This window comes from Pseudomonas sp. 14P_8.1_Bac3, from assembly GCF_025466085.1.
Lineage (GTDB): Bacteria > Pseudomonadota > Gammaproteobacteria > Pseudomonadales > Pseudomonadaceae > Aquipseudomonas.
Genome location: NZ_JANLOD010000064.1, coordinates 1 through 22,746, shown reverse-complemented (window position 1 = coordinate 22,746; position 22,746 = coordinate 1). Strand labels below are relative to the sequence as shown.

The 22,746-nt window shown below is 61.0% G+C and carries 21 protein-coding genes; 7 read left to right on the top strand and 14 right to left on the bottom strand.

Annotated features, from left to right (window positions below):
- Nucleotides 1-73: 73 nt before the first annotated feature.
- From NTD84_RS19900 to NTD84_RS19880, 5 genes are all read right to left on the bottom strand, one after another.
- A complete protein-coding gene (locus tag NTD84_RS19900; RefSeq protein ID WP_262168921.1) occupies nt 74-823 on the bottom strand; it encodes a hypothetical protein in 750 nt (249 codons plus the stop codon).
- A gap of 467 nt (nt 824-1,290) precedes the next feature.
- Entirely contained in the window at nt 1,291-2,046 is a 756-nt protein-coding gene (gene tcyN / locus NTD84_RS19895) for an L-cystine ABC transporter ATP-binding protein TcyN (protein ID WP_262168918.1), read from the bottom strand.
- 4 nt (nt 2,047-2,050) lie between these two features.
- Nucleotides 2,051-2,716 (bottom strand): cystine ABC transporter permease, encoded by a 666-nt coding sequence (tcyL, locus tag NTD84_RS19890; protein WP_150633140.1) that lies wholly within the window; start codon nt 2,714-2,716, stop codon nt 2,051-2,053.
- Nucleotides 2,716-3,510: a cystine ABC transporter substrate-binding protein gene (gene tcyJ / locus NTD84_RS19885; protein ID WP_262168913.1), complete on the bottom strand. Its 795-nt coding sequence runs from the start codon at nt 3,508-3,510 to the stop codon at nt 2,716-2,718. The genes tcyL and tcyJ overlap by 1 nt, the downstream gene beginning before the upstream one ends.
- Before the next feature lie 239 nt (nt 3,511-3,749).
- The gene (locus NTD84_RS19880; RefSeq protein ID WP_262168911.1) at nt 3,750-4,742 is read right to left on the bottom strand and encodes a D-cysteine desulfhydrase; all 993 of its coding nucleotides are present in this window, start codon (nt 4,740-4,742) and stop codon (nt 3,750-3,752) included.
- 189 nt (nt 4,743-4,931) lie between these two features.
- Here NTD84_RS19880 and epsC point away from each other — a divergent pair, with 189 nt between their 5' ends.
- Together epsC and betT are read left to right on the top strand one after the other, a co-directional pair.
- A complete protein-coding gene (gene epsC, locus NTD84_RS19875) occupies nt 4,932-5,858 on the top strand; it encodes a serine O-acetyltransferase EpsC (RefSeq protein WP_262168909.1) in 927 nt (308 codons plus the stop codon).
- A gap of 434 nt (nt 5,859-6,292) precedes the next feature.
- Nucleotides 6,293-8,248, top strand: coding sequence for a choline transporter BetT (betT, locus tag NTD84_RS19870; protein ID WP_262169099.1), 1,956 nt, complete (start codon nt 6,293-6,295; stop codon nt 8,246-8,248).
- Nucleotides 8,249-8,263: 15 nt separating this feature from the next.
- Here betT and NTD84_RS19865 read toward each other — a convergent pair whose 3' ends face one another.
- Nucleotides 8,264-8,524, bottom strand: coding sequence for a hypothetical protein (locus NTD84_RS19865; protein ID WP_262168906.1), 261 nt, complete (start codon nt 8,522-8,524; stop codon nt 8,264-8,266).
- Between NTD84_RS19865 and NTD84_RS19860 the strand changes: the two genes are divergently transcribed.
- Entirely contained in the window at nt 8,523-8,684 is a 162-nt protein-coding gene (locus tag NTD84_RS19860; RefSeq protein WP_262168903.1) for a hypothetical protein, read from the top strand. The genes NTD84_RS19865 and NTD84_RS19860 overlap by 2 nt on opposite strands.
- Nucleotides 8,685-8,695: 11 nt before the next feature.
- On the opposite strand, the gene NTD84_RS19855 is transcribed toward NTD84_RS19860, so the two are convergent.
- On the bottom strand, nt 8,696-9,436 hold the full coding sequence (locus tag NTD84_RS19855; protein WP_262168901.1) for an SDR family oxidoreductase: 741 nt from the start codon (nt 9,434-9,436) through the stop codon (nt 8,696-8,698).
- A 120-nt stretch (nt 9,437-9,556) separates the two neighbouring features.
- On the opposite strand from NTD84_RS19855, the gene NTD84_RS19850 reads away from it, so the two are divergent.
- Together NTD84_RS19850 and mgrA are read left to right on the top strand one after the other, a co-directional pair.
- Complete coding sequence (locus NTD84_RS19850) at nt 9,557-10,447, top strand: LysR family transcriptional regulator (protein ID WP_262168898.1); 891 nt, start codon at nt 9,557-9,559, stop codon at nt 10,445-10,447.
- A gap of 169 nt (nt 10,448-10,616) precedes the next feature.
- Nucleotides 10,617-11,654: an L-glyceraldehyde 3-phosphate reductase gene (gene mgrA, locus NTD84_RS19845; RefSeq protein ID WP_262168895.1), complete on the top strand. Its 1,038-nt coding sequence runs from the start codon at nt 10,617-10,619 to the stop codon at nt 11,652-11,654.
- 176 nt (nt 11,655-11,830) lie between these two features.
- Here mgrA and tauD read toward each other — a convergent pair whose 3' ends face one another.
- From tauD to NTD84_RS19810, 7 genes are all read right to left on the bottom strand, one after another.
- Nucleotides 11,831-12,673: a taurine dioxygenase gene (gene tauD, locus NTD84_RS19840; RefSeq protein ID WP_262168893.1), complete on the bottom strand. Its 843-nt coding sequence runs from the start codon at nt 12,671-12,673 to the stop codon at nt 11,831-11,833.
- A gap of 55 nt (nt 12,674-12,728) precedes the next feature.
- Nucleotides 12,729-13,562 carry a taurine ABC transporter permease TauC gene (tauC, locus tag NTD84_RS19835; protein WP_262168889.1) on the bottom strand — a complete coding sequence of 278 codons (834 nt, stop codon included), beginning with the start codon at nt 13,560-13,562 and terminating at the stop codon, nt 12,729-12,731.
- Nucleotides 13,559-14,353: a taurine ABC transporter ATP-binding subunit gene (tauB, locus tag NTD84_RS19830; protein WP_262168887.1), complete on the bottom strand. Its 795-nt coding sequence runs from the start codon at nt 14,351-14,353 to the stop codon at nt 13,559-13,561. The genes tauC and tauB overlap by 4 nt, the downstream gene beginning before the upstream one ends.
- 16 nt (nt 14,354-14,369) lie before the next feature.
- The gene (gene tauA, locus NTD84_RS19825) at nt 14,370-15,347 is read right to left on the bottom strand and encodes a taurine ABC transporter substrate-binding protein (protein ID WP_262168884.1); all 978 of its coding nucleotides are present in this window, start codon (nt 15,345-15,347) and stop codon (nt 14,370-14,372) included.
- A gap of 246 nt (nt 15,348-15,593) precedes the next feature.
- Nucleotides 15,594-17,177 carry a glutamate--cysteine ligase gene (gene gshA / locus NTD84_RS19820; RefSeq protein ID WP_262168881.1) on the bottom strand — a complete coding sequence of 528 codons (1,584 nt, stop codon included), beginning with the start codon at nt 17,175-17,177 and terminating at the stop codon, nt 15,594-15,596.
- Between the two features lie 260 nt (nt 17,178-17,437).
- Nucleotides 17,438-17,821, bottom strand: a complete 384-nt coding sequence (locus NTD84_RS19815; protein ID WP_262168878.1) for a PaaI family thioesterase — start codon at nt 17,819-17,821, stop codon at nt 17,438-17,440.
- Nucleotides 17,821-20,145: a Tex family protein gene (locus NTD84_RS19810; RefSeq protein ID WP_262168876.1), complete on the bottom strand. Its 2,325-nt coding sequence runs from the start codon at nt 20,143-20,145 to the stop codon at nt 17,821-17,823. The genes NTD84_RS19815 and NTD84_RS19810 overlap by 1 nt, the downstream gene beginning before the upstream one ends.
- Nucleotides 20,146-20,506: 361 nt before the next feature.
- On the opposite strand from NTD84_RS19810, the gene ompR reads away from it, so the two are divergent.
- Both ompR and NTD84_RS19800 read left to right on the top strand, forming a co-directional pair.
- Entirely contained in the window at nt 20,507-21,247 is a 741-nt protein-coding gene (gene ompR, locus NTD84_RS19805; protein WP_064675389.1) for a two-component system response regulator OmpR, read from the top strand.
- A 103-nt stretch (nt 21,248-21,350) separates the two neighbouring features.
- Entirely contained in the window at nt 21,351-22,664 is a 1,314-nt protein-coding gene (locus tag NTD84_RS19800; protein ID WP_262168872.1) for an ATP-binding protein, read from the top strand.
- Nucleotides 22,665-22,746: the final 82 nt, after the last annotated feature.

Sequence of the window (22,746 nt, the reverse complement as noted above, 5' to 3'; positions counted from 1 at the left end):
CGGGGCATCAGGATGGCAGCGTTATCGTTGACGCCCATCGCGAGCATGCTCGCTCCTACAGGGTAAGGGGGGGTCAATGCTCGTTCACTGGTTCTTTCAGAGGCACCTTCAGACAGGGATTCGCGCACCCGATTTTCAACGTTCGCGCCGGTGCCCAGCGAGAGTTGTTGCCCACCCGGTCGAGGATGCAATACGTCACTTCCAGGCGCAGGTCTTCGCCAGCTTCAAGAATGATCGCGGGCGGCACCCAAACGTGGATGGGTTCGCCGACGTCGCTGGCCTTCAGCAGAGGCAGGTCCATGCGCACATCGCCCCAGCGCAGGGTAATTTCGTCTTCCGCCGCCATGTTCAGGTACGGTTCGATGGTCAAGGGCACGCCGCGTTTGATCTGGTTCGGGTTAACCCCCTGGCGGCGGATCGTCTCCGGAATGTTCACCGGCGCCAGGTGCTGGTTTTCGTCTCCGCACAATGCGCAAGGCTGGCCGCCGGGGCAATCGAGCTTGACCTGCACGCGGGTGGTGGGCGACAGCGCCGGCCCATGGCCGACCTGCATGAGTCGATAGTGAATGCGCGAGGCGCCGTTGGCGATGAAGCTCTCTGGCACCCGCAGGCTTACCGTTTGCCCTACGTCACGGGCGTCGAGCACCCTGGAGGCCACGTAGCAGTTGTCCCAGAACAACTCGATCAGATCGCCTGCGTCCATATCGGGGTAAGGCGCCACGTCGATCAGCAAATGAGCCGCCGAGGTGATGTTGATGCCGCTCTTGTGTGACTGCGCCACGGTCGGTGCCGCGAGCTCGCGTGTGTGGGAGGTGTTTTTCATCGGTTTCTCCTTGAAGTCTTGCAGCGAAGTCCGTTTCTGAAAGAAACAATGGCCAACAATAAATAACTCATTACTTACTGATAAAAGTAATGACTGATCGTGATTGATTGCTGTTGCTGGCGACTAGATAAGAGTGCGCGTGAATAAGTGTCAATAGCATGAGTTAGTTAAGTATTGAATCCATAGTTATTCAGAAAGCTCCTACACTTGCAGGTCAGGAAACCGTAGCGCTGTGTCGAACATGGCCACTGAATCAGCGGGTGCAGGCGCCCCAGGGTGGGCGTGGTTGCGCAGGGGGAGGACTGAGTATTTGGGGATTCTAGGCGAGCTCAATCTGTGTCAGAACATATATATGTACCGCACACGATATTGGAAAAGAGCGATAAATTATAAGCGGGTGATAGAGGCGGGAGTTATGAAAGTGAATGTTACTTCCGTCCATGGAAGTTACAGGTTGCCATTGAAACTCAGTGGTGAGTGTTGTTCAGAAACTTGCTCAAAAACTGCTTCGTACGTTCTTCTTTCGGGTTGGCAAACAGTGACTTGGCTTCGCCTTGCTCGACGATCACACCCTTGTCGAAAAACACCACGCGGTTCGCCACGTCACGGGCGAAGCCCATTTCGTGGGTGACGATGACCATGGTGCGTTTCTCTTCGGCCAGGCTGCGAATGGTCGCCAGCACTTCGCCCACCAGCTCCGGATCGAGCGCTGAAGTGGGTTCGTCGAACAGAATCACTTCCGGCTCCATCGCCAGCGCCCGGGCAATCGCCACGCGCTGTTGCTGGCCACCGGAAAGGCGACGCGGATAAGCGTCTTCCTTGCCCGCCAGGCCCACCCGGGCCAACAGTTTCTTGCCGAGTGCAACGGCTTCGGCGTGGGGCGTTTTTTTCACCACGATCGGGCCTTCGATGACGTTTTCCAGGGCGGTGCGATGGGGAAACAGGTTGAAGCTCTGAAAAACGAAGCCGACGTGCTGGCGCAAGCGCCGCACCAGGCCCTGCTGCTGGTTCAACGGACGGCTGCCATCGATTTCGATGTCACCGACCTTGATCCGGCCGCTGGTGGGTTCTTCAAGGAAATTCAGGCAGCGCAGGAACGTGGTTTTCCCCGAGCCGCTCGGCCCGATGATCGCCACGACCTCGCCTTCCTTCACTTCCAGATCGATGCCGTTGAGCACGACCTGACCCTTGAACTGCTTTGTCAGTTTTTCCACGACAATCATGGGGTCAGGACTCCTGGTCGTGCCGGTTGACCCGTGCTTCCAGCTGGTTCTGCAGGTGCGACAGCACCGTGGCCAGAATCCAGTAGATCAGCGCGGCGGCCAGATACATGGTGAAAATTTCGAAGGTCCGGGCGGTAATCAGCTGCGCCTGACGGAACAGTTCCGGCACCTGGATGGTGGCGGCCAGCGCGGTGTCCTTGACCAGCGAGATGAAGCTGTTGCCCAGCGGCGGCAACGCCGTGCGCATCGCTTGCGGAATGATGGCCCGGCGTAGGGTCTGCGCGCGGGTCATGCCGATACTCGCGGCAGCCTCCCACTGGCCGCGCTCAATGGAGCTGATCGCGGCACGAAGGATTTCGCAGGCATAGGCGGCCATGTTCAGCGAGAAGCCGATCAGGGCCGCCGGCAGCGGATCAAGTTCGATACCCAGCTGCGGCAAGCCGTAATAGATCACGAACAGTTGCACCAGCAACGGCGTGCCGCGAAAGAACGACACGTAGATGCGCGCCAGCCAGCTCACCAGCTTGAAACGCGACAAGCGCATCAACGCCAGGCCGAAACCCATCACCAGGCCGAAGAACATTCCGCCCAGGCTGAGAATTACCGTGTAGTACGCGCCCTTTAACAGAAAGGGCGCGGAATCCAGGGCAAGTTGGAAAGCTTCTTCCATTATTGAGTGACGTCAGCGCTGAAATATTTTTCCGAAAGCTTTTTCAGCGTGCCGTCGGCGCGCAGCTTGTCGATGGCCTTGTTGACCGCGGCCAGCAGTTCAGGCTCGCCTTTGCGCAGGGCGACACCGGCTTCCTGGCGGGAGAACGCTTCGCCGGCAGCGACGGTGTCCTTGGCCTTCTTGGCGTATTCCAGTGCGGCGAGGCGGTCGATCAGAATCGCGTCGGTGCGGCCGTTGCGCAGGTCGGCGAATTTGCTCGGATCATCTTCGTAGGTGCGCACGTCAGCGCCTGGCACATTGGCTTTTACCCACTGTTCGTAGTTGGTGCCCAGGCCTACGCCGACCTTCTTGCCGGACAGGTCGGCGGCGGTCTTGATGGTGTCCTTGTTCTTGATCAGGGTGAGCGCCTGAATCCCGGAAACGGTGTACGGCTCGGAGAAGTCATACTTCTTCTTGCGCTCTTCGGAGATGGTCACCTGGTTGATCACTGCGTCCAGACGCTTGGATTCCAGCGCCGCGAGAATGCCGTCCCACTTGGTCGGTTGCAGTTTGACCTTCACGCCCAGCTCTTTGGCCAGGGCTTCGGAGAATTCGACTTCGAAGCCGGCCAGTTTGCCGTCGGCGTCAACGAAGCTGAAGGGCGGGTAGGTGCCTTCCAGGCCGACGTTGATCACGCCCGCGTCCTTGATTTTTTGCAGCTGCTCACCGGCAACCGCTTGCCCCAGCAGACCGGCGCTCAGCGCCAGGCCCAGCGAACCCACCAGCAGATTTCGACGTAGTGCGGAAAAATTCATGACAAGCCCCTGTGGTTTCTTATGAAGACGCTTTTAGGAATGTTGGCAAAATCGGGATTTGGACGACAGCAATATCCTGCCCTAAAGCAGCGGATGCGTCTCGCTGCAAATTCGCCTGCGGCATGACTATATGATGGCGTCTTTAGAGAATAAAATAATAAATATCAATTTTATTATTCGATTAAAGAATATGCGAGCCTGTAGGCGCCGGCTTGCTGGCGATCGAGCACGCAGCGTTCTCAGAATGCTGAATCGTAGGCAAACAACGCCGGCGCTCCACCGGTGTGCAGGAAAATAATCGGCCCCTCATCAAAACGCTGACGCCCGATCCCATCGAGCAGACCGGCCATGGCCTTGCCGGTGTACACCGGGTCGAGCAGCAAGCCTTCCTGGCTGGCCACCAGCTTGACCGCCGACAGCGTTCCGGCATTCGGCTCGCCATAGCGCGGAGCGAAGTATTCGTCCCACAACTCGACCTTGAAACTGGCCGGTAGACTCACGTCCAGCAGCGCCGCGGTGCGCTCGGCCAGGCCCTGGACCTTAGGCCGCTGATCTTCATCGCTGCGCGACACCGTCACGCCAATCACTGGCAGAGCCGGCAGGACTTCGCTCAATGCGAGCGCCAGGCCGCTGTGGGTGCCAGCGCTGCCCGAGGCCAGGACGACGGCGGCGAACGTCAGGCCGGTGTCCTTGATCTGCTCGGCCAGTTCCAGCCCGGCCCGCACATAACCCAACGCGCCCAACGCATTCGAGCCGCCGATCGGTACCAGGTACGGTTTTTTGCCGTTGCTGCGCAGGCGCGCGGCCAGCGCTTCCAGCTGCTCGTCAGCGTTGTCGAGGTTCTCCACCAGTTCGACCTTGGCATCGAACAGGTCGAGCAGCAGTCGATTGCCGTTACCCAGGTAGTTGGCATCGTCCGTGCCCAGGGGATTTTCCAGCAGCGCGACGCATCCCAGGCCGAGCCGGGCGGCGAGGGCGGCGGTCTGGCGCACGTGGTTGGATTGCAGCGCGCCGGCGGTGATCAGTGTGTCTGCGCCCTGGGCCAGGGCATCGGCGCCGAGGTATTCGAGTTTGCGCAGCTTGTTGCCGCCCATCGCCAATGGCGTCAGATCATCGCGTTTGACGTAGACGTCGCGGCCCAGCCACGTCGACAGGCGTTCGAGTTTTTCCAGGGGGGTCGGGTGGCTGAGCAGGTCGAGGCGGTCGAAACGGGCGAGCTGTTGTTTGATCATGGGTCCGTACTGGCGTGGGAGATGTCAGGACTATAGGCACGGCTATAAGGGCGGGCAACCGGCAATTGCTTATATCGAAAAGTGCTGAGCACAGCACAATCAGTTCTTAATTCGGCTTCCAGCGCTTGCCGTAAAGTAATCGCCGTCAGCGCGGCCAGACAGTCCGGCCGCCCGTGTGGAGTTTTTACCGTGAGCGAGCGTTCCAGCCATTGGCAATTGCAGACCATCGTCAGCCAGCTGCGCCAGGCGCGCGATCAGTGGCGTACGCAGAACGGCCGGGTCAGCGGCGAACAGGGCGGGCGTGAATTGCCTTCGCGAGCGGCCATGGCGGAGATTCTGGAAGCGCTCTGCGGTGCGTTGTTCCCGATGCGCCTTGGCCCGGTGGACCTGCGCGAGGAGAGCGAGGATTTCTACGTTGGGCACACCCTCGACGTGGCGCTGAACGCGTTGCTGGGCCAGGCGCGCCTGGAACTGCGCTACGCCGCCCGCCACAGCGCCGAGGCCGACACCGAGGTCGAGGCCAAGACCATTTCGATCATCCAGGATTTCGCCCTCGCGTTGCCGGGATTGCGCAGCCTGCTGGACACCGATGTGCTGGCGGCCTATCACGGCGACCCGGCCGCCCGCAGCGTCGATGAGGTGTTGCTCTGCTACCCGGGAATCCTGGCGGTGATTCACCATCGTCTCGCCCACCATTTGTACCGTGCCGGGCTGCCTTTGCTGGCGCGCATCAGTTCCGAAATCGCTCACTCGGCGACGGGTATCGACATTCACCCGGGAGCGCAGATCGGTCGCAGTTTCTTCATCGATCACGGGACGGGCGTGGTGATTGGCGAGACCGCGATCATCGGCGAGCGGGTGCGGATTTATCAGGCTGTGACCCTGGGTGCCAAGCGTTTCCCGGCGGATGAAGACGGCCAGTTGCAGAAGGGCCACCCCCGGCACCCGATCGTCGAGGACGACGTGGTGATTTATGCCGGCGCGACGATCCTGGGGCGAATCACCATCGGCAAGGGCTCGACCATTGGCGGCAACGTCTGGCTGACCCGCAGTGTGCCGGCGGGGTGCAACCTGACGCAGGCGAATCTGCAGCATGATGATGGGACGCAGAAGTAAAGATCCGGAATCTCGAATCTCGATTGACTGAGCTGGCCTCTTCGCGAGCAAGCCCGCTCCCACATTGATTTGTGTCGGACACGCAATGTGCCTACGACAGAAAACCAATGTGGGAGCGGGCTTGCTCGCGAATGGTTTCAAGCCGAATGCCACCAACAGCATCGCTGATTTCCGAATGAACGAATCCGGCAAAATCCCGCCTCATACCCATCCTTGAGCTAGCGTACGAACAGTACCGCCGAGCCCTGCGATTAGTCCTTAGCCGCCTATCCATGTTTAAATTGAACGCTCATTCAAGTTAAACCGCCGGTTCGCTGCCCGCTCACAACAGGAGGCTTGCCCTTGCCGAGTCCGTTACTGATTGCCCGGTTTCATCCCCTTGAGGCGCACCGTTCATGAGTGCACCGTCCACCCCCGCCAGCGGCCAGGTCCGCATGAATCCGCCGGTGTTTTACTTCGCCGCGACCTTCATCCTGCTCTTCGGCATCGTTGTGATCGCCCTGCCGGAACAGGCCGGTGCCTGGTTGCTGGCAGCGCAAAACTGGGCGGCCAACACGGTCGGCTGGTACTACATGCTCGCGATGTCCCTGTATCTGGTCTTCGTGGTGGTCACCGCCTTGTCCGGCTACGGCAAGATCAAGCTCGGTGCCGACCACGACGAACCCGAATTCAGTTACCTGTCCTGGGCGGGCATGCTGTTCGCCGCCGGGATCAGCATCACGCTGTTCTTCTTTTGCGTGTCCGAACCGCTGACCCATCTGGCGCAGCCGCCGCAAGGCCAGGCTGGCACCGCGGATGCCGCGCGCCAGGCGATGCAGATTCTGTTTCTGCACTGGGGCCTGCACGGCTGGGGCGTGTTTGCCTTTGTCGGTATGGCGCTGGCTTATTTTGCTTATCGCCACAATCTTCCGCTGGCTCTGCGCTCGGCGCTTTATCCATTGATTGGCAAGCGCATCAACGGCCCGATCGGTTACGCCGTGGACGGCTTTGGCATCATCGCCACGGTGTTCGGCCTGGGGGCCGACATGGGCTTCGGCGTGTTGCACCTCAATTCCGGTCTGGACTACCTGTTTGGCATTGCGCATACCCAGTGGATTCAGGTCGGCCTGATCACGCTGATGATGGGCGCTGCGATCATCGTTGCCGTGTCCGGCGTCGATAAAGGCGTGCGGGTGATGTCCGACATCAACATGCTGCTGGCCTGTGCGCTGCTGCTGTTCGTGTTGTTTGCCGGGCCCACGCAACACCTGCTCAACACCCTGATCCAGAACATCGGCGACTACCTCGGCGCGCTGCCGATGAAGAGTTTCGACCTCTACGCCTACGACAAGCCCAGCGACTGGCTGGGTGGCTGGACCGTGTTCTATTGGGCCTGGTGGATCGCGTGGTCGCCGTTCGTGGGCCTGTTCATCGCGCGGATTTCCCGTGGCCGGACCATTCGCGAGTTCGTCTTCGGCGTGCTGTTGATTCCGCTCGGCTTCACCCTGGCGTGGATGTCGATCTTCGGCAACAGCGCCATCGATCAAGTGCTCAATCACGGCATGAGCGCCCTCGGCATGTCGGCCATCGATAACCCGTCGATGACCTTGTACCTGCTGCTGGAAACCTACCCGTGGAGCAAAACCGTGATCGCGGTGACGGTGTTCATCAGCTTCGTGTTCTTCGTCACCTCGGCCGATTCCGGCACCGTGGTGCTGTCGACGCTCTCCGCCAAGGGCGGCAACCCGGATGAAGACGGGCCGAAATGGCTGCGGGTGTTCTGGGGCGCGATGACCGCGCTGGTGACCAGTGCGCTGCTGTTCTCCGGCAGCATCGATGCGCTGAAGTCGGCGGTGGTGCTGACCTCGTTGCCGTTTTCGCTGATTCTGCTGCTGATGATGTGGGGGCTGCACAAGGCGTTCTATCTGGAGTCGCAGAAGCAGATCGCGCAGTTGCATTCCCTGGCGCCGGTGTCCGGTTCACGACGGGGCGGCTGGCGTCAGCGCTTGAGTCAGGCGGTGCATTTCCCGTCGCGGGACGAGGTCTATCGTTTCCTCGATACCACGGTGCGTCCGGCGATCGAAGAAGTGACCGCCGTGTTCGTCGAGAAGGGCTTGAACGTGGTGACTCAACCGGACCCGGCGAACGACAGCGTCAGCCTGGAAATCGGTCACGGTGAGCAGCATCCGTTCATCTATCAGGTGCAGATGCGCGGCTACTTCACCCCATCCTTCGCCCGTGGCGGCATGGGTTCCAAGGAACTCAACAATCGTCGTTATTACCGGGCCGAAGTGCATCTGAGCGAGGGCAGCCAGGATTACGATCTGGTGGGTTACACCAAGGAGCAGGTGATCAACGACATCCTCGATCAGTACGAGCGGCATATGCAGTTTCTGCATCTGGTGCGTTGATCGGGGATCGACGTTTCAGGCTTCCGTGCTCAACACCATGAACAGCACCAGCGCCGCCACCGGCACGCCAAACACGATACTGCCGACCACCAGTTCCGTCGTCACGGGCTGGCCGGCAGTGACCACGCCGATGGCGCCGTTGATCATCGTCAGGGCTAGCCAAAGGACGATAAAGCTGTAGGTCAGTGTCTGGCGGCTGAAGCCGATTTTCTCGCCGATGAACAGCATCAGCGCCAGCAGGACCAGGCCGAAGAAGATGATGATGGTGGTGTGCATGGCGCGTTCCTCTTTCCAGATCGGTATTGCTGTTGAGGCCGTCATCGCTGGCAAGCCAGCTGCCACAGGGCTTGCGTCGTTCACGAAATCATCATCCGACGCAGAAACCTGTGGGAGCAGGCTTGCCAGCGATGGCGGCTTCGCTGATTTACCTGTCTGAATCGAGCATAGTTAAACCAACCCACCGTTGGCGCGCAGGATTTGTCCGTTGACCCACGCCGAATCCGGGCCGACCAGGAAAGACACGACACGGGCGATGTCTTCCGGCTGGCCGAGGCGTTCCAATGGCGCCATCCTGGCGAAGTTCTGGATCTGCTCTTCGCTCTTGCCATGCAGGAACAGGTCGGTCGCCACCGGGCCCGGTGCGACGGCGTTGACGGTGATGTGGCGACCGCGCATTTCCTTGGCGAACACTTGCGTCAGTGATTCCACCGCCGCTTTGCTGGCGATGTACACCGCGTAGCCCGGCAGGTTCAGGCCGACGGTGCTGCTGGAGAAGTTGACGATCCGTCCGCCGCTGTTGAGGCGCGTGGCCGCTTCGCGCAGGGTGTTGAAGGTGCCGCGGGCATGAATGTTGAAGGTCTGCTCGAACAGCTCGTCGGTGTGCTGCGCCAGTGGCAGAACCTTGAGGATGCCGGCGTTGTTGATCAGCACATCGACCTTGCCCAGGTGCGCTTCGGTTTCGTCGAACAGCCGGCGCACGTCATCGGCATTGGCGACGTCAGCCTTGACCGCGATGGCTTGATGACCGGCCTGGCGCAGCTCGACCACCAGGGCCGACGCCTCGGTGGCGCTGCTGGCGTAATTGATGGCGACAGCAAAACCTTCGCTGGCGAGCTGTTTGGCGATCACGGCGCCTATGCCGCGGGAGGCGCCAGTCACGATGGCAACTTTAAAGGTTTGTCCGGTCATGGTGATGGTTCCTTACAGATGATGGCTTGGGGTAAAGCCAGATTCACATGTTTACTCGGGCCGATAAATGCATGAGAGTTGCCTTGACTGTTCAATAAGCGCCAACAATCGAGGGGCCCCGTGGATCAAGTCAAAGCAATGAAAGCATTCGTGCGGATCTACGAGCGCAGTAGCTTCACCTTAGCCGCCGAAGACCTGAACCTGCCCCGGGCCACCCTGACCCACACGCTGAACCAGTTCGAGGCCTGGCTCGGCACCCGTTTGCTGGAACGCAGCACGCGTAAGGTGCGGCCTACGCTGGACGGCGAGGCGTACTACTTGCGCTGCGTGCAATTGCTCGCAGAACTGGAGGAAGCCGAACTGGCTTTTCGCGGCTGCGCACCGAAAGGCCGATTACGCGTCGACCTGCACGGCACACTGGCGAAAAATTTCGTGATCCCCGCGTTACCGCAGTTCATGGAACGCTACCCGCAGATCGAACTGTCCATCAGCGAGTCCGATCGCTTCGTCGACCTGATCACCGAAGGCGTCGACTGCGTGCTGCGCGCGGGCACGCTGAGCGATTCGGCGCTGATCGGCAAACGCGTGGCCAGCCTGCGCCAGATCACCTGCGCCAGCCCGTCTTACTTGCGCAAATACGGCGAGCCGAAAACCCTTGAAGACCTGAAACATCATCGCGCGGTGAACTACGTCTCGCGCACCACCGCCAAGCAGTTTCCATTTGAATTCATGGTCAACGGGACCGTGCAGGAAGTCGCCATCGAAGGCGCATTGTCAGTCTTCGGCGCCGAAATCTACGCCGCCTCGGCGCTCGCCGGCCTGGGCCTGATCCAGTGCCCGCACTATCGAATGGAAACCCAAATCGACCAGGGCCTGGTGAAGGAAGTCCTGACCGACACGCCCCCTCCACCGATGCCGGTCTCCGTCCTGTATCCCCACAACCGACACATGTCGCCACGGGTTCGGGTCTTTGTGGATTGGTTGGGGGAGGTGTTTGCGGAGGCGCGCTAGATGTGGTTTCGCAGATCGTTCCAAAGGGCGTGGGAACGATCATCCTGAGAATCTGTGAAACGTTTCAGCATTTTCTCCAGTCCGAGGTTTATCGGCGTTTGTCTCGGCGTATGCTGGGCCACTTGCGAAGCAGTCGATACCAACTTCAAGACAGACAAGAGAGGATTCGATGACCTACACCGCTGCCGAAAACCGCTACGACTCCATTCCTTACCGCCGCGTCGGTCGCAGTGGTTTGGTGCTGCCGGCTCTGTCGCTGGGCCTGTGGCACAACTTTGGCGACAGCACGCCGATCGACACCCAGCGTTCGTTGCTGCGCACGGCGTTCGATCTGGGGATCAACCACTTCGACCTGGCCAACAACTATGGCCCGCCGTACGGCAGCGCCGAGATCAACTTCGGTCGTTTGCTGCGCGAAGATTTCAAGCAGTATCGCGACGAGCTGATCATCTCCAGCAAGGCCGGTTGGGACATGTGGCCAGGGCCCTATGGGCAGGGCGGCGGCTCGCGCAAATACGTGCTGGCCAGCCTCGATCAGAGCCTGCAACGCCTCGGTCTGGACTATGTGGATATTTTCTATTCCCACCGCTTCGACCCGGACACGCCGCTGGAGGAAACCGCCAGTGCCTTGGCCACTGCCGTGCAACAGGGCAAGGCGCTGTACATCGGCATCTCGTCCTATTCCGGGGTGAAAACCCGTGAGATGGCGGCGTTGCTGCAAGCGTGGAAAGTGCCGTTGCTGATTCACCAACCGGCTTACAACCTGCTCAATCGTTGGGTGGAAAAAGACCTGTTGGACGTCACTGATGAGCTCGGCACTGGCGTGATTGCTTTCACGCCGTTGGCGCAAGGGCTGTTGACCGACAAATACCTCAACGGCATTCCGAAGGACGCACGGGTCAACCGTCCGGGCGGTGGCTCGTTGCAGGCGTCGCACTTGTCCGAGGCCAACATCGCCCATGTGCGCGGGTTGAATGAGATTGCCAAGCGTCGGGGTCAGAGCCTGGCGCAACTGGCGCTGGCGTGGACGTTGCGCGATACGCGGGTAACCTCGGCGCTGATCGGTGCGAGCCGGCCGGAGCAGATTATCGAGAACGTCGGGGCGTTGAAGAATTTGAGTTTCAGCGCGGAGGAGCTGGCAGAGATTGACCGGTTTGCCCAGGAAGGCGGGATCAATTTGTGGGAGAAGCCTTCGACAGCTGAGTAAGTGTCCGGCGCCGGTATATCGGGTCTCTGTTACATCGCTATCGCTAGCAGGCTAGCTCCCACAGGTGGATTGCATTCCAATGTGGGAGTCAGCTGCTCCCAAAATGGCCCGGTGTACACAGATCCAATGTGGGAGCCAGCCTGCTGGCGATGAGGCCGGAGCATGCAATGGAGCGTTCAGCGGAAAAACGGCACATCCCCCAACACCGTCGCCCGCTGCATCACCCGCCGCGCCGGGCGGTAATCATCCACTGCGTAATGCTGTGTCACGCGGTTGTCCCAGAACGCGATGTCGTCCTGCTGCCAGCGCCAGCGAATGGTGAATTCCGGCCGCGTGGAGTGAGCGAACAAAAACTTCAGAATCACTTCGCTCTCGGTGTCCGACAGCTCATTGATCCTTGAGGTGAAACCCTCGTTGACGAACAGCGAGCGGCGCCCGCTTACCGGGTGGGTGCGAATCACCGGGTGTGACAGCGGTGGATTCTTTCGGCGTGCCTCTTCCCACTGGGCTAGCGCTTGCGGCGTATTGCCATAGCGCTCAAGCGGAAACGAGCGAGTGAAATCGTGAGTGGCCGTCAGCCCTTCAAGCAAACTTTTCATCGGCGCGGACAGCGCTTCATAGGCTGCAATGCCGCTGGCCCACAACGTGTCGCCACCAAACTCCGGCAGCAGTTTCGCACTGAGGACTGCGCCCATCGCCGGGGTCGGCAGGAACGTCACGTCGGTGTGCCAGATGGCGTTGTCGCGCACGTCGGTGACGGCGGTGTCGAGGATCAGCACCTCGGGCTGTTCCGGCACATTCGGGTAGATCGGGTGAATGTGCAGGTCGCCGAAATTCGCGGCGAAGCGAGCCTGCTGCGGCGGCGTGATCGGCTGCTCGCGGAAGAACAGCACTTGATGCTTGAGCAGCGCCTGCTCGATGGCATCGCGCTGTTCTAGGGTCAGCGGCTGACTGATGTCGATGCCATTGATTTGCGCGCCGAGCGCGGAGCTGAGGGGGGTGATTGTCAGGTGGCTCATGGTCTTTCTCTCAATCCGGGGGTGCCGAGCTGTCGGCATGGTCAATGACAAATCTTCAGTGCGCCTGGCCGTGCCATGGCACCAGTTTGCGTTGCAGGACGCGCAGGCCCATTTCCATGGCGAAGGCGATCAGCGCGATCACCAGGATCCCCAGCACCACCACATCGGTGACCAGGAACTGTGCGGCGGACTGCACCATGAAGCCCAAACCGCTGGTGGCGGCGATCAGTTCGGCGGCGACCAGCGTCGACCAGCCAACCCCCAGACCGATGCGCACACCGGTCAGAATATCCGGCAAGGCGCTTGGCAGAATCACATGGCGAATCAACTGCGCCCGGGTGGCGCCCAGCGACTGGGCAGCACGCAGCTTGGCCGGGTCGACGGTGCGCACGCCGGTGGCGGTGGCGATGGCGATTGGGGCGAAAATCGCCAGGTAGATCAGCAAGACTTTCGACAGCTCGCCAATGCCGCACCAGATGACGATCAGCGGCAGATAGGCCAGCGGCGGAATCGGCCGGTAGAACTCGATCAGTGGGTCGAGAATACCGCGAGCGATGCGATTGGCTCCGATCGCGATGCCCACCGGCACCGCGGTCAACACCGCGAAACCCAGGCCCAGGCCGATCCGGCTGAGGCTCGCGCCCAAGTGCTGCCACAACGTGGAATCCATGTAGCCGGCGGTCGCCAGCAGCCAGCCTTTTTGCAGCACGGCCGACGGTGGCGGCAGGAACAGCGGCTCGATCATGCCCGTCGCGGTCACAGCCCACCATAGGGCGACCAGCGCGATCAGGGTCAACAGGCTGATCCAACGGGTACTCAGACTGCGCCGCAGCGGAATCGCGGTCGAAACCGGTTTCACTGTGACGGCGGGAATTTCATAGCTGCTCATGCGCGCTCCTGCCGCGTGGCGGCGCTGCGTTGGGAGAACACTTTGGCGAGGACGTGTTCGCGGGTTTCGATAAATCGCGGGTCCGATTTGATCGCCCGTGCCGACTCACCGGCGGCGTAACGCTGGCCGAAATCCAGGCTAAGGCGTTCGACGATTTGCCCCGGATTCGGTGCCAGCAGGATCAGGTCCGTGGCGAGGAAAACGGCTTCTTCGATGTCGTGGGTAATCAGGAACACCGGTTTGGCGGTGCGCTGCCACACCTGCAACAGCAGCTCCTGCATCTGTTCGCGAGTGAACGCATCGAGGGCGCCGAAGGGCTCATCCATCAGCAATACACGCGGGTCGGCGGCGAGCGCGCGGGCCAGGCCGACGCGCTGCTTCTGGCCGCCCGAGAGCTGCCAGATGCGCCGATGTTCGAAGCCGGACAGGTCCACCAGCGCGAGCATTTCCCGGGCGCGGGCTTCACGTTTTTCCCGGGAGACGCCTGCCAGTTCCAGGCCAAAACCGACGTTCGCCAGCACGTCTTGCCACGGCAGTAAGGCATCGTCCTGGAACACCACGCCCCGTTCGGCGCTGGGGCCTTTGACCGGCACGCCATCGAGGGTGATGCGCCCGGCGCTAGGCTCGACGAAACCGGCGATCAGGTTCAACAGCGAAGTCTTGCCACTGCCGGACGGGCCGAGGGCAACCAGTAACTGCTGGGGCCCCAGGGTCAGGGAAATATCCGCCAGCACCGGTTCCGGGCTGCCGGGGTACTGTGCGCTGATGCGCTCCAGCTGTAGCAAAGCCATCGCGATGAACTCCCGATCAGTTGGTGATGAACTTGGCGCTGACGTACGGCGCGTAGTCCGGCAGCACGGCCTCGACCTTGCCTTGCTCCTTGAGGAACACCGCGGTGTCGGTGATGGCTTTGGTGGTTGGCGCGCCGAGGGTGATCACCTGGTCAGCCGCCAGCGGGTAGACGTTGCCCTGCAACAGCAGCGGGATGTCGCTGGCCTTGGCGCCGGACAGCTTCACCAGTTTGTCGACGTTGGACTGATTGGCGAGCCAGGCTTGTGGGTCTTTGCGATAGTCGGCGTAGGCATCCAGGGTGACCTTGGCGAACGCGGTAACGATTTCCGGGTGCTTCTCGGCGAAGTCCTTACGCACGATCCAGGCATCGAAGGTCGGTGCGCCGAACTTGGCCAGTTCGCCGGAGGTGATCAGCACTTTGCCGTTTTCCTTGGCAACGCCGAGCGCCGGGTCCCAAACGTAGGTGGCATCGATGTCGCCGCGTTTCCAGGCGGCAATGATCGCCGGTGGCGCGAGGTTGAGGATGGTGACTTTCGACGGATCGATGTTCCAGTGCTTCAGCGCGGCGAGCAGGCTGTAGTGGCCGGTGGAAACGAACGGCACGGCGACTTTCTTGCCGATCAGGTCCTGTGGCGTCTTGATCCCGGAACCGTCGCGGGCGACCAGGGCTTCAGCAGCGCCGATCTGGGTGGCGATGAGGAACGTTTCGACCGGGACTTTGCGGGTGATCGCCGCCGTCAGCGGGCTGGAACCGAGGTAGCCGATCTGCACGTCGCCGGAAGCGATGGCGGCGATGATGTCGGCACCGTTGTCGAACTTTCGCCAGTCGATCCTGGCGTTGGTGGCTTTTTCGTAAGAACCGTCGGCCTGGGCGACCTTGGCCGGGTCGACGGTGGTCTGGTAGGCGACGGTAACGTCAGCCGCCTGGGCAAACAGACTCGCCGCAGCCAGCGACGCGGCCGCCAGGAGGCGAAGGGGGAAGTGCAGTTTCATGGGAGAAGCTCCTTAACAGGCGACCGAGGATCGGCGTGTAAGGAGACTAAATGATCTAAGAATTCGAAAATAAATAACCTTTTCGAATTAGCTTATGAGCGGAAATTTTTAAGAGCGACCGCTTTCCGGTCGATCGCTAGCAGGCTAGCTCCCACAGGGGTTAAGTTGTTAACACAACTGTGCCAACACGAAAATCCACTGTGGGAGCTAGCCTGCTAGCGATAAGGTCCGCAGGACCTTCAAGGATCAGTTGCTGATCGCCAGAATGCTCGCCTGATACGACCCGACAAACACATCGAAATCGCCGACTTCGTTCTTTTCCAGCTCCACTTGCTCAGCCAGGGATGAACGCGCCCGCGCTTCAAAGGTCGCCTGCTCGTCGCTGCTCAATGGCTCGCTGCGAAAATACGCCGCATGGGCCTGGCTCTGACGCATGGAGAACTGGCTGAAGCTTTCCTTGTGTTCGGCCATTGCCGCCAACACCTGGGCCGACGGCGTCAGTGAAGGATCCTTGACCTTGGCCAGTTGCGCATCCAGCGCCTTGTTGTGGGCATCGCCGCCATGGCTCTGGTCCAGCAACGCCGCCAGTGGCGCAATCTTCTCCAGCAACTCGCCGGCCCATTCCTTCAGGTCAACCGGTTGGCCTTCGCGCTGCAATTGCAAGCCCGGACGACGACCTTCCTTGACCACGCTGAGGAAATTCGACGATGCATTTCCGCACGAGTTATCGGTCAGCAACGGGCTGTCGTTCAGCGCGCAATACAGCAGGAACGCGTCAAGGAAGCGCGACTCGGTGAGGTCAATGCCCATCGGCAGGAACGGGTTGATGTCCAGGCAGCGGACTTCAACGTACTGAATGCCACGGGCCATCAGCGCCTGGATCGGCCGCTCGCCGGTGTAGGTCACGCGTTTCGGGCGGATGTTGGAGTAGTACTCGTTCTCGATCTGCAGGATGTTGGTGTTGAGCTGAACCCACTCACCGTCCTTATGCGTGCCGATTTCGACATACGGCGCATACGGCGTGGCCACCGCTTTACGCAGGCTGTCGGTGTAGCTCGACAGATCGTTGTAGCACGGTGTCAGGCCAGCCTGGGCATTGCTCTGGTAACCCAGGTCGCTCATGCGCAGGCTGGTGGCGTACGGCAGGTACAAGGTGTCCGGGTCCAGTTGTTCCAGCTGGTGCGAACGACCGCGCAGGAAACCGGCGTCCAGCGCCGGCGAAGCACCGAACAGGTACATCAGCAACCAGCTGTAGCGACGGAAGTTGCGGATCAGCGCGATGTAGGCCGACGACTGATAGTCGCGGTCGGTGCCGACGAAGCCTTCGGCTGCCTTGAGCAGCGGCCAGAGTTGCTCCGGCAGGGAAAAGTTGTAGTGAATCCCGGCGATGCACTGCATGGTCTTGCCGTAACGCAAGGCCAGGCCCTTGCGGTAAACGTACTTGAGCTGACCGATGTTGGAGGTGCCGTAGTAGGCGATCGGGATATCTTCCTCGGCCGGCAACGGGCACGGCATCGATGGACTCCACAGGTACTCGTTGCCGAGCTTGCTGTAGGCAAAACGGTGAATCTTGTCCAGGCTCGCCAGGGTATCGGCCGGGTCGGGCAGCGCGGGCGTGATGAACTCCAGCAGCGACTCGGAATAGTCGGTGGTGATTTGTTCGTTGGTCAGCGCGGAACCCAATTCTTCCGGGTGCGGCGTTTGCGCCAGGCGACCTTCGCCGGTCACGCGCAGGCATTCACGTTCGATGCCGTGAAGGCACTGTTCGAGCAGAGAGAGGTTAGCGCGCTCGCCGAGCAGAGCCAGGCGGCGGTTGAGAAGTTCGCTCAAGTTGGATTCCTTCACGCGTCAGTCGCCCCAATATGGGGGTGGGCAAGACGGTCTACAAGGGTGAAGTTGAAACTGGCGTTATCGCCTGGTTTTGTAACGGATCAACGCAATCAATGTGGGAGCGGGCTTGCTCGCGAAGGCGGTGGGTCAGACAACATCATGCTGACTGACCCACCACCTTCGCGAGCAAGCCCGCTCCCACAGGAAACTTCGGCGCTGCGGTCACAGCGCCGAAATTAACTCAAATCGATGACTTCTAGCTACAGGACAGCGAACGTGCCTTGTGCTTTTGCGACGAGTTTGTCGCCCTGCATCACGTCGGCCTCGACCACCAGCGTGCGGCGGCCCGGGTGGATCACCCGCGCCGTGCACATCACTTCACCGTCCGACACGGCGCGAATGTAATTGATCTTGCATTCGATGGTCACGCTCTGCTGGTCAAAGCCATGGGCGCTGGAACACGCCAGTCCCATGGCAATGTCCACCAGACTGAACAAGGCCCCGCCGTGCAGCTTGCCGCCGCGATTGCGCAACTCCGGCTCAAGTGCCAGGGCAACTTGCGCCACCCCGGTTTCCAGGCTGTGCAAGCGACAGCCCAGCAACCTGAAAAAAGCGCTTTCGGTCACCCCGGCAGGGAGTTCCATCAGCGTTTCTTCAGCTGCTTGGCGTTAGCGAACAGCGAAGCCATGGCGTTATTGGCCGGGGCCGCGGCCGTGGTTTCCTTGCGCGGTGCGGTGTTCTGGGACTGGCGTGGCGCCGATCCCGGACGCGCGCCACGGGCACCGTCGATTTTCTCGCCCGGGGTGTCGCTCATGCGCATCGACAGCCCGACGCGTTTGCGCGGGATGTCGACTTCCATGACCTTCACCTTCACCACGTCACCGGCCTTCACCGCTTCCCGTGGATCCTTGATGAACTTCTCCGAAAGCGCAGAGATATGCACCAAGCCGTCCTGATGCACGCCGATGTCGACGAACGCGCCGAAGTTGGTCACGTTGGTCACCACGCCTTCGAGGATCATCCCCGGTTGCAAATCCTTGAGGTCTTCGACGCCTTCCTGGAACTCGGCGGTCTTGAACTCCGGACGTGGGTCGCGCCCCGGTTTTTCCAGTTCCTGCAGAATGTCGGTCACCGTCGGCAGGCCGAAGGTTTCGTCGGTGTACTTCTTCGGATCGAGGCGCTTGAGAAACGCGGCGTCGCCGATCAGCGAGCGGATGTCGCGGTCGGTTTCAGCGGCGATGCGCTGCACCAGCGGATAGGCCTCAGGGTGAACCGCCGACGAATCGAGCGGGTTGTCGCCGTTCATCACACGCAGGAACCCGGCGGCCTGTTCGAAGGTTTTTTCGCCCAGGCGCGCGACTTTCTTCAATGCCGCACGGGTTTTGAAGGCGCCATGCTCGTCACGGTGGCTGACGATGTTCTGCGCCAGGGTGGCGTTGAGGCCGGAGATACGGGCCAGCAGCGCCACGGACGCGGTGTTCACGTCAACGCCCACGGCGTTCACGCAGTCCTCGACCACCGCGTCCAGGCCGCGCGCCAGTTTCAGCTGCGAAACGTCATGCTGGTATTGGCCGACGCCGATGGATTTCGGATCGATCTTCACCAGTTCGGCCAGCGGGTCCTGCAAGCGACGGGCAATCGACACCGCGCCACGGATCGACACATCGAGGTCCGGGAATTCCCTGGAAGCCAGTTCCGACGCCGAGTAAACCGATGCACCGGCCTCGGAGACCATGACTTTGGTCATTTTCATCGCTGGGTATTTTTTGATCAGCTCAGCCGCCAGCTTGTCGGTTTCACGGCTGGCGGTGCCGTTGCCGATGGCGATCAGGTCCACCGAGTGCTTGGCGCACAGCGCGGCGAGAATCGCCAGGGTCTGATCCCATTTGTTGTGCGGCACATGCGGGTAAACCGTGGCGTGGTCCAGCAGCTTGCCGGTGGCGTCGACCACCGCAACCTTGCAACCGGTGCGCAAGCCCGGGTCGAGGCCCAGGGTGGCGCGCGGGCCGGCCGGCGCCGACAGCAGCAAATCGTGCAGGTTGTGCGCGAATACGTTGATCGCTTCGGTTTCCGCGCCATCGCGCAACTCGCCGAGCAGGTCGGTTTCGAGGTGGGTGTAGAGCTTGACCTTCCAGGTCCAGCGCACCACTTCGCCGAGCCATTTGTCAGCGGCGCGGTTCTGGTTCTGGATGCCGAACTGCTGGCCGATCATGCCTTCGCACGGGTGCATGGTGCCTGGCAATTCGTCGCCGACTTTCAGCGCCGAGCTGAGGATGCCTTCGTTGCGGCCACGGAAAATCGCCAGCGCGCGGTGCGACGGCATGCTTTTCAGCGGTTCGTCATGTTCGAAGTAGTCGCGGAACTTGGCGCCTTCCTCTTCCTTGCCGGCGATGACGCGGGCACTGAGGGTCGCTTCCTGCTTGAGGTAGTTGCGCAGTTTGTCCAGCAGGCCGGCGTCTTCGGCGAAGCGCTCCATGAGGATGTACTTGGCGCCTTCGAGGGCGGCCTTCACGTCGGCCACGCCTTTGTCGGCGTCGATGAAGCGGGCGGCTTCGGTGTCCGGGTTCAGGGTCGGGTCGTTGAACAGACCGTCGGCCAGCTCGCCGAGGCCGGCTTCCAGGGCGATCTGGCCCTTGGTACGACGCTTTTGCTTGTACGGCAGGTACAAGTCTTCGAGGCGGGTCTTGGTGTCGGCGAGCTTGATATCGCGTTCCAGTTGCGGAGTCAGCTTGCCCTGTTCCTGGATGCTGGCGAGGATGCTGATGCGCCGTTCGTCGAGTTCTCGCAGGTAGCGCAGACGCTCTTCCAGATGACGCAACTGGATGTCATCGAGGCTGCCGGTCACTTCTTTCCGGTAACGGGCGATGAAGGGAACGGTAGAGCCTTCATCGAGTAGCGCGACGGCCGCTTCGACCTGTTGTGGGCGTACGCCGAGTTCCTCGGCGATGCGGCTGTTGATGCTGTCCATAAAACCACCTGACAAATTGTGAAAGCAGGCTCGCGGGCGCGGAGATAAAGGCTCGGCGAGTCTGGTTGAGCGGCCTGGCCTGCGCCGCTACCTGGGTCAACAGGCATCCCGTTGACCCGTGAAATCGAACATTTACTGCCGCAGCCATGAAAATAAATAGCGGCCACCGCAGCAACGATCAGACGTTGCCTGACACAAAAGGCCGCGCATTATAACCAGCGTTCGGTCATTCGGGGGGCATCGCAGGCTGTAGGCACAATGCCCGGATTTCTGGCGGTGAAGGAAAAATCTGCTAACAATGCACACGGTGCGTATAACGGCAGCTACGCCATAATGCGCGCCGAGATCAAAGGAGCATCCAATGAGCAGCACTGCAAACATTGCTGAAGGCGAAAAAATTCTTATCGTTGACGACGATCCGGGGCTCAGCAGCCTGCTGGAACGCTTTTTCGTCAGCAAAGGCTATCGCGCCCGCGCGGTACCGAACACCGAACAGATGGACCGCCTGCTGGCCCGCGAAGTGTTCAACCTGGTCGTCCTCGACCTGATGCTGCCCGGCGAAGACGGCCTGACCGCTTGCCGCCGCCTGCGTGGCGCGAACAATCAGATTCCGATCATCATGCTCACCGCCAAGGGCGACGAGCTGAGCCGCATCAAGGGCCTGGAACTGGGCGCCGACGATTACCTGGCCAAGCCGTTCAACCCGGACGAGCTGATGGCTCGCGTCAAGGCGGTCCTGCGCCGTCAGGCGGCGCCGGTGCCAGGCGCGCCGGGCAGCGAAGACGAAAGCGTGACCTTCGGTGACTACGAACTGTCCCTGGCCACCCGCGAACTCAAGCGCGGCGACGAAGTGCACATGCTCACCACCGGAGAGTTTGCGGTACTCAAGGCTTTGGTGATGAACGCGCGTCAGCCACTGACCCGCGACAAGCTGATGAACCTGGCCCGTGGCCGCGAGTGGGATGCGCTGGAGCGTTCCATCGACGTGCAGATTTCCCGTTTGCGCCGGATGATCGAACCCGATCCATCCAAACCGCGTTACATCCAGACGGTATGGGGCGTGGGCTACGTGTTCGTTCCGGACGGCGCCGCCACCAAGTGATCGGCGATTTGTAGGAGCGGGTCTTGCGGATGAAGTTGTCCGCAGACTCGCGATCCGCAATATGCGAGCATCGCTCGCTCCTGCAAGTGTGTAGCGGTTATCCATGAAAACCCCCGTGTGGTTCCCCCAGAGTTTCTTCTCCCGCACCCTGTGGCTGGTGCTGATCGTCGTCCTGTTCTCCAAGGCATTGACCCTGGTTTATCTGCTGATGAACGAAGACGTGCTGGTGGACCGCCAATACAGCCACGGCGTCGCCCTGACGCTACGCGCCTACTGGGCGGCAGATGAAAACAACCGCGACAAGATTGCCGAAGCCGCGACCCTGATACGAGTGGTGGGCACTGGCGTGCCGGAAGGCGAGCAGCACTGGCCTTACAGCGAAATCTATCAGCGGCAGATGCAGGCGGAACTGGGTGCCGACACCGAAGTGCGACTGCGCATGCATTCCCCGCCAGCGCTGTGGGTTCGGGCGCCGAGCCTGGGCGATGGCTGGCTGAAGGTGCCGCTGTATCCGCATCCGTTGCGTGGCCAGAAAATCTGGAACGTGCTCGGCTGGTTCCTCGCCATCGGCTTGTTGTCCACCGCCTCGGCGTGGATCTTCGTCAGCCAGCTCAATCAACCGTTGAAACGGTTGGTCTATGCCGCCAGGCAACTCGGCCAGGGTCGCAGCGTGCGCCTGCCCATCAGCGATACGCCGAGCGAGATGACCGAGGTGTACCGCGCCTTCAACCAGATGGCCGAGGACGTCGAACAGGCTGGCCGCGAGCGCGAGCTGATGCTGGCCGGGGTGTCTCACGATTTGCGCACGCCGCTGACCCGACTGCGTTTGTCACTGGAGTTGATGGGCGACCACAGCGACCTGACCGACGACATGGTCCGTGACATCGAAGACATGGATGCGATTCTCGACCAGTTCCTGGCGTTCATTCGCGATGGTCGTGACGAGTCGGTGGAAGAGGTGGACCTGACCGACCTGGTGCGTGAAGTCGCCGCGCCGTACAACCAGAACGAAGAGAAGGTGCGCCTGCGTCTGGAACCGATTCAGCCGTTTCCGTTGCGTCGGGTGTCGATGAAGCGCTTGCTGAACAACCTGATTGGCAATGCGCTGCATCATGCGGGCAGTGGGGTTGAAGTGGCGGCGTATGTGTCCGGAGACGTGAGTGCACCGTATGTGGTGCTGAGCGTGATGGACCGTGGAGCGGGCATTGATCCGGCGGAGCTGGAAGCGATCTTCAATCCGTTTACCCGGGGAGATCGGGCTCGCGGTGGTAAAGGCACCGGATTGGGGCTGGCGATCGTGAAGCGGATTGCCTCGATGCATGGCGGCAATGTTGAATTGCGCAACCGGTCTGGAGGCGGGCTGGAAGCGCGGGTGCGGTTGCCGTTGGGGTTGATGTTGCCGCGGGATGCGGTTTGACTGCTGGCATTTGTGGGGGGGGCGGGGGCGCCCCCCGTCCTTATACCAAAAACAACACCCATGTCCCCGTCATGTTAGGGCC

What these genes read in the sequence shown, in the direction of transcription:
- NTD84_RS19900 (WP_262168921.1), bottom strand. Translation starts at nt 823, where the DNA reads ATGAAAAACACCTCCCACACACGCGAGCTCGCGGCACCGACCGTGGCG.
- tcyN (WP_262168918.1), bottom strand. Translation starts at nt 2,046, where the DNA reads ATGATTGTCGTGGAAAAACTGACAAAGCAGTTCAAGGGTCAGGTCGTG.
- tcyL (WP_150633140.1), bottom strand. Translation starts at nt 2,716, where the DNA reads ATGGAAGAAGCTTTCCAACTTGCCCTGGATTCCGCGCCCTTTCTGTTA.
- tcyJ (WP_262168913.1), bottom strand. Translation starts at nt 3,510, where the DNA reads ATGAATTTTTCCGCACTACGTCGAAATCTGCTGGTGGGTTCGCTGGGC.
- NTD84_RS19880 (WP_262168911.1), bottom strand. Translation starts at nt 4,742, where the DNA reads ATGATCAAACAACAGCTCGCCCGTTTCGACCGCCTCGACCTGCTCAGC.
- betT (WP_262169099.1), top strand. Translation starts at nt 6,293, where the DNA reads ATGAATCCGCCGGTGTTTTACTTCGCCGCGACCTTCATCCTGCTCTTC.
- NTD84_RS19860 (WP_262168903.1), top strand. Translation starts at nt 8,523, where the DNA reads ATGGCGCGTTCCTCTTTCCAGATCGGTATTGCTGTTGAGGCCGTCATC.
- NTD84_RS19865 (WP_262168906.1), bottom strand. Translation starts at nt 8,524, where the DNA reads ATGCACACCACCATCATCATCTTCTTCGGCCTGGTCCTGCTGGCGCTG.
- NTD84_RS19855 (WP_262168901.1), bottom strand. Translation starts at nt 9,436, where the DNA reads ATGACCGGACAAACCTTTAAAGTTGCCATCGTGACTGGCGCCTCCCGC.
- mgrA (WP_262168895.1), top strand. Translation starts at nt 10,617, where the DNA reads ATGACCTACACCGCTGCCGAAAACCGCTACGACTCCATTCCTTACCGC.
- tauD (WP_262168893.1), bottom strand. Translation starts at nt 12,673, where the DNA reads ATGAGCCACCTGACAATCACCCCCCTCAGCTCCGCGCTCGGCGCGCAA.
- tauC (WP_262168889.1), bottom strand. Translation starts at nt 13,562, where the DNA reads ATGAGCAGCTATGAAATTCCCGCCGTCACAGTGAAACCGGTTTCGACC.
- tauB (WP_262168887.1), bottom strand. Translation starts at nt 14,353, where the DNA reads ATGGCTTTGCTACAGCTGGAGCGCATCAGCGCACAGTACCCCGGCAGC.
- tauA (WP_262168884.1), bottom strand. Translation starts at nt 15,347, where the DNA reads ATGAAACTGCACTTCCCCCTTCGCCTCCTGGCGGCCGCGTCGCTGGCT.
- NTD84_RS19815 (WP_262168878.1), bottom strand. Translation starts at nt 17,821, where the DNA reads ATGGAACTCCCTGCCGGGGTGACCGAAAGCGCTTTTTTCAGGTTGCTG.
- NTD84_RS19810 (WP_262168876.1), bottom strand. Translation starts at nt 20,145, where the DNA reads ATGGACAGCATCAACAGCCGCATCGCCGAGGAACTCGGCGTACGCCCA.
- ompR (WP_064675389.1), top strand. Translation starts at nt 20,507, where the DNA reads ATGAGCAGCACTGCAAACATTGCTGAAGGCGAAAAAATTCTTATCGTT.
- NTD84_RS19800 (WP_262168872.1), top strand. Translation starts at nt 21,351, where the DNA reads ATGAAAACCCCCGTGTGGTTCCCCCAGAGTTTCTTCTCCCGCACCCTG.